This window comes from Limisphaera ngatamarikiensis, assembly GCF_011044775.1.
Lineage (GTDB): Bacteria > Verrucomicrobiota > Verrucomicrobiia > Limisphaerales > Limisphaeraceae > Limisphaera > Limisphaera ngatamarikiensis.
Window position 1 is genome coordinate 1 of sequence record NZ_JAAKYA010000045.1, and the last position, 11,768, is coordinate 11,768.

The 11,768-nt window shown below is 66.1% G+C and carries 13 protein-coding genes; 8 read left to right on the forward strand and 5 right to left on the reverse strand.

The window, feature by feature from the left end:
* Positions 1–174 precede the first annotated feature (174 nt).
* On the reverse strand, positions 175–1,275 hold the full coding sequence (locus G4L39_RS06775) for a sugar kinase (protein ID WP_165106921.1): 1,101 nt from the start codon (positions 1,273–1,275) through the stop codon (positions 175–177).
* 205 nt (positions 1,276–1,480) lie between these two features.
* Between G4L39_RS06775 and ispF the strand changes: the two genes are divergently transcribed.
* A complete protein-coding gene (ispF, locus tag G4L39_RS06780) occupies positions 1,481–1,987 on the forward strand; it encodes a 2-C-methyl-D-erythritol 2,4-cyclodiphosphate synthase (RefSeq protein WP_165106964.1) in 507 nt (168 codons plus the stop codon).
* A 53-nt stretch (positions 1,988–2,040) separates the two neighbouring features.
* Positions 2,041–2,310, forward strand: coding sequence for a hypothetical protein (locus G4L39_RS06785; protein ID WP_165106922.1), 270 nt, complete (start codon positions 2,041–2,043; stop codon positions 2,308–2,310).
* 128 nt (positions 2,311–2,438) lie between these two features.
* Here the strand turns inward: G4L39_RS06785 and G4L39_RS06790 are convergent, their stop codons facing one another.
* The gene (locus G4L39_RS06790; protein WP_165106923.1) at positions 2,439–3,476 is read right to left on the reverse strand and encodes a TIM barrel protein; all 1,038 of its coding nucleotides are present in this window, start codon (positions 3,474–3,476) and stop codon (positions 2,439–2,441) included.
* A gap of 427 nt (positions 3,477–3,903) precedes the next feature.
* Here G4L39_RS06790 and G4L39_RS06795 point away from each other — a divergent pair, with 427 nt between their 5' ends.
* The 3 genes from G4L39_RS06795 (at position 3,904) to G4L39_RS06805 (ending at position 5,110) form a co-directional block, all read left to right on the forward strand.
* The gene (locus G4L39_RS06795) at positions 3,904–4,350 is read left to right on the forward strand and encodes a hypothetical protein (RefSeq protein WP_165106924.1); all 447 of its coding nucleotides are present in this window, start codon (positions 3,904–3,906) and stop codon (positions 4,348–4,350) included.
* On the forward strand, positions 4,347–4,658 hold the full coding sequence (locus G4L39_RS06800) for a hypothetical protein (RefSeq protein WP_165106926.1): 312 nt from the start codon (positions 4,347–4,349) through the stop codon (positions 4,656–4,658). Before G4L39_RS06795 ends, G4L39_RS06800 begins: the two co-directional genes overlap by 4 nt.
* 251 nt (positions 4,659–4,909) lie before the next feature.
* Entirely contained in the window at positions 4,910–5,110 is a 201-nt protein-coding gene (locus G4L39_RS06805; RefSeq protein ID WP_240893849.1) for a hypothetical protein, read from the forward strand.
* 693 nt (positions 5,111–5,803) lie between these two features.
* Here the strand turns inward: G4L39_RS06805 and G4L39_RS06810 are convergent.
* Positions 5,804–6,667, reverse strand: a complete 864-nt coding sequence (locus G4L39_RS06810) for a histone deacetylase family protein (RefSeq protein WP_165106928.1) — start codon at positions 6,665–6,667, stop codon at positions 5,804–5,806.
* 11 nt (positions 6,668–6,678) lie between these two features.
* A complete protein-coding gene (locus G4L39_RS06815) occupies positions 6,679–7,881 on the reverse strand; it encodes an A/G-specific adenine glycosylase (protein ID WP_165106930.1) in 1,203 nt (400 codons plus the stop codon).
* A 42-nt stretch (positions 7,882–7,923) separates the two neighbouring features.
* On the opposite strand from G4L39_RS06815, the gene rnhC reads away from it, so the two are divergent.
* Genes rnhC through G4L39_RS06830 form a run of 3 tightly spaced genes read left to right on the forward strand, consistent with a single transcriptional unit; the run spans position 7,924 to position 10,664 of the window.
* Complete coding sequence (gene rnhC / locus G4L39_RS06820) at positions 7,924–8,976, forward strand: ribonuclease HIII (protein WP_165106931.1); 1,053 nt, start codon at positions 7,924–7,926, stop codon at positions 8,974–8,976.
* 11 nt (positions 8,977–8,987) lie between these two features.
* Positions 8,988–9,701, forward strand: a complete 714-nt coding sequence (gene radC / locus G4L39_RS06825; RefSeq protein WP_165106933.1) for a RadC family protein — start codon at positions 8,988–8,990, stop codon at positions 9,699–9,701.
* A 21-nt stretch (positions 9,702–9,722) separates the two neighbouring features.
* Positions 9,723–10,664: a 50S ribosomal protein L11 methyltransferase gene (locus tag G4L39_RS06830; protein ID WP_165106934.1), complete on the forward strand. Its 942-nt coding sequence runs from the start codon at positions 9,723–9,725 to the stop codon at positions 10,662–10,664.
* A gap of 7 nt (positions 10,665–10,671) precedes the next feature.
* Here G4L39_RS06830 and hemC read toward each other — a convergent pair whose 3' ends face one another.
* Complete coding sequence (hemC, locus tag G4L39_RS06835; RefSeq protein ID WP_165106936.1) at positions 10,672–11,703, reverse strand: hydroxymethylbilane synthase; 1,032 nt, start codon at positions 11,701–11,703, stop codon at positions 10,672–10,674.
* Between the last annotated feature and the right edge of the window lie 65 nt (positions 11,704–11,768).

Sequence of the window (11,768 nt, forward strand, 5' to 3'; positions counted from 1 at the left end):
ATATTCAACGCCGAACCCAAAAAAATCTTCACCCGCCGGTGCAATACCTCAGGCGATGGCTAAGGTTTGGGGTGGGGGCGGGGAGGAATTCGGACCCCGGGCCCGGGGGTGTGGGGTCTATCCGGTGGTTGGGTCGGTGGTCGGTTGGGTTGCGGCCGGGGTTGATGGGGCGGGTCAGCGTTCGACGCGGGCGCTTGCGCCTGCCATGAGTTTTTCGACCTCGGCGAGGGTGGCCATGGAGGTGTCGCCCGGGGTGGTCATGGCGAGGGCACCGTGGGCGGCGCCGTATTCGACGGCGCGTTGGGGGTCGGCTCCGGTCATGAGGCCGTAGATGAATCCGGAGGCGAAGCTGTCGCCGCCGCCGACGCGGTCGAGGATTTCGAGGTCGGGGTAATGCCGGCTTTGGTAGAAGCGGCCGTTGACCCAGGCGATGGCGCCCCAGTCGTTGCGGGTTGCGGTTTTGGCGGCGCGGAGGGTGGTGGCGACGGCTTTGAAGTTGGGGTATTCGCGGACGGCGCGTTCGATCATGCGCTGGAAGGCGGAGACGTTGAGTTGAAGGAGGTTGGGGTCGGCACCTTCGACCTCGAGGCCGAGGCAGGCGGTGAAGTCCTCCTCGTTACCGAGCATGACGTCGACGTGGCGTGCGATTTGGCGGTTGACCTCGCGGGCGCGGGCCTGGCCGCCGACGGCTTTCCATAGGCTGGGGCGGTAGTTGAGGTCGTAACTGACGATGACGCCGTGTTGTCGGGCTTTTTGGACGGCTTCGAGGGCGAGGGCGGCGGTGGATTCGCTGAGGCCGGCGAAGATGCCGCCGGTGTGGAACCAGCGGACGCCGAGCCGGCCGAAGATGTGGTCCCAGTCGAAGTCGCCGGGTTTGAGCTGGCTGGCGGCGGAGTGGCCGCGGTCGGATACGCCGAGGGCGGCGCGCACGCCGAAGCCGCGTTCGGTGAAGTTGAGCCCGTTTCGGGCGGTGCGGCCGACGCCGTCGAAGGGGCGCCAGAGGATGAACTCGGTGCTGACGCCGCCCTGGAGGACGCAGTCTTCGAGGAGGCGTCCGACTTCATTGTCCACGAAGGCGGTGCAGACGGCGGTGCGCATGCCGAAACAACGGCGGAGGCCGCGTGCGACGTTGTATTCGCCGCCGCCCTCCCAGACACGGAACCACCGGGTGGTGCGGATGCGGCCCTCACCGGGGTCGAGGCGCAACATGATTTCGCCGAGGGCGACGAGGTCGTATTTGCACTGTTCGGCCGGTTTCAGGTTCAGGATGCTCATACGTTGCACGTTGCCCGTTGGAACGACCGTTGTTTGGCGGGGGTTAGGTTGTGGTGGTGGCAGTTGGGATTCAATCCCTTTTGCGCGCGGTGGGGGTGGTGTGTGGGGAGTGGTTCGGGGGTGTGGGGAGAACCGTGGAGGTGGGGTGAGTGGCTTTGGGATTTGCGCGGTTGTGGCGGTGGGGCGTGCGATTATACTGCGGGGCATGGTGCGGGTCGGCATTGGGTATGATGTGCATGCGTTGGTGGAGGGGCGTCGGCTGGTGTTGGGCGGCGTGGAGATTCCGCATACGCACGGGTTGGAGGGGCATTCGGATGCGGATGTGCTGATGCATGCGATTTGCGATGCGGTGTTGGGGGCGGTGGGGGCCGGGGACATTGGTCAGTTTTTTCCGAACACGGACCCGCGATGGAAAGGGGCGCCGAGCCGGGTGTTTCTGGAGGAGGCGGCGCGGCAGGTGCGACTGCGCGGGGGCCGGATTTTGAATGTGGATGCGACGGTGCTGGCGCAGCGGCCGAAGCTGGCGCCGCATGTGGAGCTGATGCGGGAGAGGATTGCGGCGGCGCTGGGTTTGACGTCGGCTCAGGTGGGCGTCAAAGCGACGACGAACGAGGGGTTGGGGTTTGTGGGGCGGCAGGAGGGGATTGCGGCGATGGCGGTGGCGGCGGTGGAGTTGCCGGAGTCCGGGGCGGGTGTGGTGGATCCGGTTTGAGCCGGGGCGTCCCCTGTGTGGGGAGTGTGCCCGGGGAAAGGTGATTGTGGACCATGGCGAAGGCCGAGATCAGTTGGAAGCGCAAGTTGCCGGACGGGACGAAGGTACAGGTGTACGCGCAGTTGGTGGGGGGTGAATGGCGGTTTTTTCAGCGATCGCGCAGGTATGAACGGTGGGAGCGGGTGGAGGACCCGCCGCTGGAGGATTGGCTGGCGTTGTTGGATGCGGTTCGGCGGATGGTTCCGCGGCGGCGGTACATGCCGGAGGATGAGCTCCGGTTGCGACGGCAGATTCGGGAGCGGTTTCCGGAGCTGGAGGTGTGACCGGGTGAGGATTGGAAGGCCGGGTCGGGCGGGGCGGGTCAGCGGCAAAGGTGAGGGGCGACCGACCGTGGCGGGGAGGGCCGTGGACGCGCCCGGGGCGGTGGGATGATGGGTGGCGTGGGTACGGTTCAGGCGCCGAGGAGGTGTTCGATGACCATCTGGTCGAGGGCGGCGTAGTTGCGTTCCCGGATGAGGGTGCGGGCCCGGGCTTCGTCGAAGGTGCGGGCTTTTTCGACGAGGAGGAGGAAGGTGCGCCGGCTGTTTTCGAGGTGGGCGAGCCAGTGTTCCTCGCGGGTGGGTCGGAAGGGGTGGACGTCGAAGCAGACGAACTCGCCTTTGCGCCCGTAGTGGTTGCGTTCGAGGGCGCGGACCTGGTTGAAGGCGAGGCGGAGGTTGACGCTGCCGAAGGGTTTGTCTTGGTCGAATTTGAGACCGTTTTGGTCGTTGAGGTGGATGGACCAGAGTTTGCCGAAGGCGCAGGCGAAGTCGATTTCGTCGGCGGGATCGAGTCCGGCGAGGATGGCGTGGGCGGTTTCCATGAGGCAGCCGACGCGTGCGGGGTCGCAGGTGAGATGGGCCAGGGCGATGGCGTGGCCGATGGTGGGGATGTAGGCCTGGTCCATGGGCTCGTTGGGTTTGGGTTCGATGGCGATGCGGATTTTGGGGTGATGTTCGAGCATGCGGTTGAGGGCTTCGACGAGGTGGTCGATGCAGCGGCGTGCGTTCTTGGATTCGCGGAGGTAGGTGCCTTCGCGGGCGAGCCAGAGGACGACGAGGTTGGTGCCGAGTTCGTGGGCCAGGTCGATGCAACGGAGGGACCGCTGGATGGCGTAGGCACGGCATTTGGGGTCGTTACTGGTGAAGGCGCCGTCGATGGTACGCGGGTCGAACCAGAGCCGTGGAGCGACCATTTCAGCGGCGACGCCGGCGTCGGCGAGTTTGCGTCGGAGTTCGCGGGCTTCCTTGCGAATCTGGGCGTCGGACTTGTTGTCGATGTCGGGCACGGCGTCGTCGTCGTGGAACATCATGGCGTCGAAGCCGAGGCGTTTGAGGGCGTCGAGTTTCCAGTCGAAGGGTTTGGGTGACCGCACGGGCGGGCCGTAGGGGTCCTGGCCTTCGCTGATGTTCCAAGGGCCGAAGCAGAAGCGGTAGGTTGTGGGCTTCATGGCATGGTTGAGGTTTTACCGGTTCGCCCGGCAGTGTAGGTGATGCCGGGGGTTTTGGGAAGGAAAACGTTGGGTTGGCCGAGGCTGTGGGGCTGGCGGGTTTTGGGCCGGGGTCAGGCGGGCGGTGCGGAGCCGGGGACGGACCGGTGGGCGTGGGGGTTTTAGTGGGTGGGCCGGGGTGGGGGTGAGGGTGCGCTGTCAGGCGGGGTTTAGGGCGAGCCGCCCGCGCCCCAGCCCGTCAGGAAGCCGCTGCCGCTGAAGCCATTCGGGCGGGCCTCGATCCCGAGCGCGCCTCACATTACCGCGAAATCGCTTCGATACTCGATGTGGCCGCCCGCATCGTCCTCACCGTGGGACAGGTTACGCCACCATCTCCAACGAAATCCACATTGCACGCTCCAGCGCCAGCTGGTACGGTGCATTGGGGATGATCGCCCATGAACTCGGCCACGCATGGTTGTTCCAGTGGGCCAAGAGCCATGCCTCCGCATTGGAGGAAATCAATGATGCCATGAGAGCCGACCTCCCACGCTTCCAAGCCTGGCTCGACAATCATGCACGCGGTTGGCGCTCATGGTTTACGGAAAAGCAGTGGGGCATTGGCATTGCGCACGCGCTGTACGGCTCACCTTGGACCGGGCTGACCATGCCCTTACAAAAGCGCGTCATGATGTACACGGACATGATGGCCGCCCGCACTGGCGGACGTCAGGGCGCCGGGCATGAGCCCGCATACTGGCGCTCCCAGCGGACATCCGCACCACACGAGGCCATAGCACACACCACAGCCGCCTACGTCACTGGCGACACACTGTTCGCGCAGCTTTTCCCCACCATCACCGCCTGGTGGCGCAGCCGCGTTGGATTACCATGAACACCTTCGATTGGGAGGATATCGAGCACAAAGTATTCGTACTGGCCCATGAGCGCTCATGGGACATTGGTCTGCTTGCCCATCCGGCGCACATTGGCCGGCCACAGCTCCTCCCGCTTTGGCTCGAACTCCTGGCCATGGCCGACAGCCCAACCCCGCCCGATCCGGCGTGGATCAATCGCAGGATCCACGAGCTGCTCGGCGATCTAGCCGTCGACGACTGGGAGAGGATCATCGATGCAACTGAAGATCTACCAGATCATCTCAGACACGGGTCTGCTCAAGGCCGCAGTAAGGGCCGGCCTTGAGTCCCGCGTCACCGCATCCGCCGCCACGGCCATCATGGGCATGGTCCAGGCCACGGATAACCCTTCCCGGGGCGCTCATTCCCCGCCCAAACCCCGACCGCCACTCCGCCATAGCCGCCGCCCTCCTCATCCGCACCGGGCGGTTGGCTCATTCCTACCGCGTCAAAACGGGTGCCGGCTGGGCCGCGGTCACCACGGAAGCACCCTATGCCATCCATCACCAGACCGGCGCCACCATCCCTCCCCATACAGTGCCAGCGACATCGTACATCACACGCACAGGCAAAACCGTGCAACGCCGCGCCTATACGCATCCCGGCGCCACATTGCCCGCAAGACCGTTCCTGCCCATCGCAGAGTCCGCAGGAGCCTGGCGTCTGACGCGCATCGCCGAGCTCATGTTTGGACCCCACATCGAACGCGCCATCCGCACCGCCCTGGGCCTCATCTAGCCCACACCCGGGCCGGGCGAATTAATCCTGTCTGCCCATCCCGGCCAAGCGTGACGCAGACAGTCCTCCGTGTCCAAGCCCATGGATCGGCGCTACCACATCCACCATCGCCCGGCCAGCCCGCCGCCATCATGAGTGACATCGCTGCAAGGCGTCGCTTCTGTGCCCGCTCAGGTCCATCACGCCCGTGGCATTGCACCCGGTCGGCAGCCTTGGTGGCGTGTCGGAAGCCGGCCGTCCCGGTATCATGCTCCTATCATGCCGCCTCTCTTATGCACGACCTACGCGCCGCCACGGTGCCGCCTTCGCACCGGCACCTCCCCGCTTGGCTCATGTACACCGGTTCCCCGCCAACCAGCCATCCTCGACCTAGCATGCCTCGTCATCACCACGCACAGGCTGAGGACCTCATGCGCGGCCTCCCTAGTTGTCGGATATCCTTACACTTTGCGATCTGTGCGTTGCCGGTGGGCAGTGTAAATGCCTTGTCTGTTTCACACACTCCCAACCTGCCGCACCGCTCCTACCATCCCACAGCCATTCTTCCATCAGCGATCCTCATCCAAGCCCAAGTGTGTGGAGAATCAACCACAAGTGTTCGATTGTTTTTGATTTTTCGAACAACGACAGCTCAATGATCTCCAGCCTCTCCCGCAATTTTCCAGGCTTGTCCAGAATCAAAAACAGCACACCTTAGTAACCGGAGATGCCCTTGAGGTAGGCGAAGATGAGTTCGGGCAGGTCACGGCTGTAGCCGCCCTCGAGCAGGGTGAGGGTGGGGCGGCCGAGGCTTCGGATTTGTGCGCCGAGCCAGTGGAAATCCTCGATTTCGAGCATCTGGCGGGCGAGGGGGTCGCGGATGTAGGCGTCAAACCCGGCGGAGACGATGAGCAGATCGGGTTGGAATGTTTCAAGGTCGGCGAGGGCGTGTTGGAGGTGGGCGCGGTATTCGGTGGCGGGGGTGGCAGGTGGGACGGGGTAGTTGCGGCAGTTGGATCCGCGGTGGCTGGTGCCGGTGCCGGGATAGGCGGGATGCTGGTGGACGGAGACGAAGAGGGTGCCGGGCTGGTCGAGGAGGATGTCCTCGGTACCGTTGCCGTGGTGGACGTCGAAGTCGAAGACGGCGACGCGTTGGACGCCCCGGGCGCGGGCGGCGAGTGCGGCGATGGCGGCGTTGTTGAGATAGCAGAAGCCCATGGCGCGGTCGCGGGTGGCGTGGTGACCGGGAGGGCGCATGAGGCTGAAGGCGGGCTGGCCGGCGAGGGCGAGTTGGAGGGCGGTGAGGGCGGCGGCTGCGGAGCGGCGGGCGTGGAGGTGGATCTCGGGCAGCCATGCGGTGTCCATGTCGAAGTCACGGGGTTCTTCGAGGCGCTGGAGGTGGGCGGCGGAGTGGGCGCGGAGGAGGTCCTGGTCGGTGATCTCGCCCGGTTGGGTCCATTGGAGGGGGAGATCGGTTTGTTGCCGGAGGCGTGCTTTGGTGGCGGAAATGCGCTGGGGCCGCTCCGGGTGACCCGGGGCGTGGTAACCGGTGCAACGTTCATCCGTGATGATCGTCATGGTGCGGTCATTTAAGCAGTGTGGCGCGGCAAACACAGGTTCTTTTTGTTGGGCTGCAGGGGAGCGAGGGGGGCGTTTGGGTTGGCGGGCAGGACGCCAAGGTGGTGGAGGATTTTTTGGGTGAGACGTGTCAGGGGCCGGTTTTGGATCTGGCGCGGGGTGAGCCATCGGCCCCCGGGCCAGGGTTGTTTGAGGCGGGCGAAGCGGGCTTCGACGAGGTAACGGTGTCGGGTGATGTGGTGGGTGAGTCGGAGCCCGGGCTGGTCCGGGAGGGGTTCGAACCATGGGTCCAGGTTGGTGAAGAAATGGCCGGAGTGGGGTTGGACGTGGTTGGTTTCGGTGGCGGGGAGTTCCCAGAATCCTGCGTTGACCTGGTTGGCGGGGCGTTGGTGGAGGAGCCAGCGGCCGTTGTGGCGCACGAGGTAGACGCGGAGGTGTCGCGGGGTGGTGGGGATGTGGTTGCGGGTGGGAGCGGGGTCGGGTTGGGAGGAGTGGCGGTAGGTGCAGAGGGTTTGGAGGGGACAGTCGTGGCAGCGTGGAACCGCGGGGAGACAGACGGTCGCTCCGAGTTCCATGAGGGACTGGTTGAGGGCGGAGCACGGCGGGCAGAGGGGGGCGGAGCGGGGCCGACCCGGTGGTGCGAGTGGTTGGAGGGGGATGGGTTTGTGTCGGGCTGCCTGTTGGACCAGTTGGGTGGCGAGAGACCATGCGGCGGCGGATGGGGCGCGGAGTGGGCGGCCGGTGAGCCGGCTGAGGACGCGGGCGACGTTGCCGTCGACGACGGGGGTGGGGAGGTTGAAGGCGGTACTGGCGATGGCGCCGGCGGTGTAGCGGCCGATGCCGGGGAGGGCGAGGATGTCTTCGTAACGATCCGGGAACCGGCCGTGGTGATGTTTGAGGATGAGCTTTGCGGCCCGGTGGAGGTTTTCGAGGCGGCGGTAGTAGCCGAGGCCGGCCCAGAGTTTCCGGAGTTGGTCCTGGCGGGTGCGGGCGAGGGTGGGGATGTCGGGGATGGTTTGGATCCAGTGTTGCCAGTAGGGGATGACGGTGTTGACGCGGGTTTGTTGGAGCATGACCTCGGCGATCCATAGGGCGTAGGGGTCGCGGGTGTGGCGCCAGGGCAGGTTGCGGGCGTGTTGGGAGAACCAGCGCAGGAGGCGCTGTACGAGGGTGCGGACCTGGTTGGGTGTCCAAGTGACGCTGATGTCGGTCATAGGCTTGCCGCAAGGTAGGGAGAACGACTAGGTTGCGCCAGCGTGGGCGCGACGTTGAATCATTACACGGTGGAGTTGACCGAGGAGCAGGCCCGGGAGTTGGAGCGGTGGTGTCGGGAGCACGGGTTTGAGATGCGGGAGGTGCCGCATGCGCGGTTCGGGGCGTTTGGGGAGGATGTGAGCGTGGTGTGTTATCGGAGTGGGAAGGCGGTGGTGCAGGGGCGGGGGACGCGGGATTTTGTGCAGTTTGTTTTGGAACCGGAGATTTTGAAGGAGGCGCGGCTGGGGTATGAGCTGGAGTTGGAGCCGGAGTTGAAGCTGGCGCGGGTGGGGATCGACGAGTCGGGCAAGGGCGATTTGTTTGGTCCGTTGTGTGTGGCGGCGGTGTATGTGAACGAGTCGGTGGTGCGTTCGTGGCAGGGGAGCGGGATTCGGGACAGCAAGCGTGTGGGGAGTGATGCGGCGGTGCGGGAGTTGGCGCGGCAGGTGCGGTCCACACCCGGTTGTGTGTGGGAGGTGGTGGTGATCGGGAACGCGGCGTACAACCGGTGTTGGCGGGCGATGGGGAATGTGAACCGGTTGTTGGCGTGGGGTCATGCGCGGGCGTTGGAGAATTTGCTGGCGCGGGGGGATCGGTTGAATCCGTTTCCAGTCCGGGTGATCAGCGATCAGTTTGCGGCGGATCCGCGGGTGGTGGCGCGTGCGTTGATGGAGCGGGGCCGGACGTTGGAGCTGGTGCAGCGGCATCGAGCGGAGTCGGATCCGGCGGTGGCGGCGGCGTCGTTGCTGGCGCGGGAGGCTTTTTTGGACCGGTTGGCGCGGTTGAGCCAGCGGTGGGGGGTGCGGTTGCCGCGGGGGGCCGGGGCGGAGGCGCGGGAGGCGTTGCGGCAATTGGTGCAGAAGCATGGTGCCGGCGTGTGTGTGGAGGTGACGAAGCTGCATTTTCGGACCGTGTCGGAGGTGTTGTCGGAGTTGCGGTTGCCGATGCCGGATCCGGGCGGGGCCGGGCCGGGGCGGTCTGGTGGGTTTGGAGGGGAGGGCGGGGATGGCGGGTGGGGTCTTTTTGGGCGTGCGGGTGGGGGGCGAGCGGATTAAAAGACGGGGCCGTGGGATCGGGACATTTGCGCTTGAAGGATCAGCCGCCGGCGGAACGGCCGCGGGAGCGGCTGTTGCAGCGCGGGGCGGACGCGCTGACGACGGCGGAGCTGCTGGCGATTTTGTTGCGAACGGGCCATCGGGGGGCCAATGCGGTGGAGGTGGGGCACGAGTTGTTGCGGCGATTTGGTTCGTTGCACGGGTTGGCGCAGGCGACGGTGGAGGAGCTGCGGGAGGTGAAGGGTGTGGGACGGGACAAGGCGGTGACGTTGGCCGGGGCGTTTGCTCTGGCGCGGCGTCTGGTGGAGGAGCGGGTGGAGGAGTCGCCGCTTTTGAATCATCCGGAGGCGGTGGCGGATCTTGTGCGGGAACAGGCGCGGTTGTGCACGGTGGAGACGTTTTGGGTGGCCTTGTTGAACACGCGGCATCGGTTGATCAAGTTGGAGCGGATTTCGCAGGGGACGCTGGACACGATTTTGGTGCATCCGCGCGAGGTGTTTCGGCCGGCCGTGGCGGCGAAGGCGGCTGCGGTGGTGCTGATTCACAATCATCCGAGCGGGGACCCGACGCCGTCGGAGGCGGACGTGCGGGTGACACGCGACCTGGTGCGGGCGGGTCAGGTGTTGCGGATTGATGTGCTGGATCATGTGATTGTCGGGCGGGCGACGTCGGGTCGGTCCCGGGATTATGTGTCGTTACGGGAGCTGGGGGTGATGCAGGTGTGAGGTGGAGGGGCGGAGGAGGCGATGAAGCGATCCGGGCGGGACGATTTGTGGGAGGTACGGGTGAGTTGTCCGCGGGGATGGGCCGAGGCGGTGGCGGATCAGGTGGCGGAGGTGTGGGAGGTGAGTCCGGTGGTGGAGTATCGGCCCGGGGCGGGGCGTGCGCGGGTGGTGGCGTATTTGGAGGAGAGGCCGGATGCGAGGGAGTGGAGGGAGCGGTGTGCGCGGTTGCGGAGTGCGATGCGGGAGCTGGGGTTGGGGGGATCGGGCGGGCCCCGGCTGGCGGTGCGGGGCCGGAGGCTGGCGCGTGAGGATTGGGCAGAGAGTTGGAAGTTGCATTTTGGTGTGTTGCAGGTGGGGCCGCTGGTGATTCGACCCAGTTGGTGTCGGGCGGTGTTGGAGGAGGGGCAGGTGGAGGTGGTGCTGGATCCGGGGCTGAGTTTTGGGACGGGCCATCATCCGACGACACGGTATTGTTTGGAGGAGCTGGCGCGGCTGCGGGTGGCGGAACGGCGGCAGGGTTTGTTGGATGCGGGGACGGGTTCGGGGATTCTGGCTGTGGCGGCGGCGAAGCTGGGGTATGGTCCGGTGGATGCGCTGGATTATGACGCGGTGGCGGTGGAGCGGGCCCGGGAGAATGCTCAGAGCAACGGGGTGGGTGATGTGGTGCGGGTGCGGCGGGTGGATTTGTTGGAGTTGCCGGTGGGGGGCCGGCGGTACGAGGTGATTTGTGCGAATGTGACGGCGCCGGTGTTGTTGGCGGCCGGGGAACGGTTGTGCGGGCGGCTGGGGTCGGGCGGGTATTTGGTGGTGGCGGGGATTTTGGCGCGGGAATTTGAGCGGGTCCGATCGGCTTTTGAGGGTTTGGGGCTGGTGTTGGTGCGGAGTCGTCGGGAGGGTCGGTGGCGGTCGGGCACGTTGTATCGGCCGGGTGAGGGGCGGGGTGGGTTCGGGTCTAGCGGTTGACGCGGCGTCAGGGGGTGGCTTTGAGTTGGGCGGCGACGGTTTCGCCGAGGGCGACGGGGTCGTGGATGGGTCCGGTGGCTTCGGCCCGGCGGACGCCGTGGAGGAAGGAGACGGCGCGGAGCCGGAGATGGTTGTCGACGACCTCGGCGCAGGCGGCGACGGGGCTTTGGCAACCGCCGCCCATGGCGCGGAGGAAGGCGCGTTCGGCGGTGACGGCCTGGTGTGTGTGGTAGTGGTTGAGGCGTGCGCAGATGGCCTGGAGGCGTTCGTCGTCGGCGCGGATTTCGATGCCGATGGCGCCCTGGCCGACGCAGGGGAGCATGAGGTCGAGGGGGAGGATGGTGGCGAGGAGTCCGTCGGGGACGGCGTCGCCGATGAGTCGGCCCTCGGGGGTGATTTGGAAGTTGAGTCGGGACAAGCCGGCCAGTGCGAGGATGGTGGCGTCGAAGGAGTTGCGGGTGGCGAGTTTTTCGAGGCGTGTGGGGACGTTGCCGCGCAGTTCGGTGAATTGGAGGTCGGGTCGGAGGGCCTGGATTTGGGCCTGACGTCGGGTGCTACTGGTGGCGATGACGGTGCCGGGCGGGAGGTTGAGGAGTGAGGTGTGGGGTGTGAAACCGCGGAGTGCGGCCTGGCCGGGGGTCCATTCGGTGGGGTGGCTCTGGCGTGGGAGGCTGGCGAAGTGGTCGGCGCTGCGGTAGATGAGGACGTCACGGACGTCGGCCCTGCGTGTGACGGCGCCGAGTTGGAGTCCGGGTGGCAGTTCGGTGGGGAGGTCTTTGAGGCTGTGGACGGCCATGTCGGCGCGACCTTTGAGGAGTGCGACTTCGAGCTCCTTGGTGAAGAGTCCCTTGGGGAGGGAGCGGCCGGACCGGGCGAGGGAGGCGGTTTGGAGTTTGTCGCCGGTGGTTTTGATGATTTTGAGTTCGAACCGGAGTTTGGGGAAGGTTTCTCGGCACTGGTTCAGGACGGCATGGGCCTGGGCGAGGGCGAGGGCGCTGCCGCGGGTGGCGATGAGGATGGGGCGGTTGGATTCGGGCATGGTGTGTCAGGCGTGGGAGGGTGCGGGGTTGGCGGGGGGCTCGGGTCGGGGGGTGTGGAGGAGGG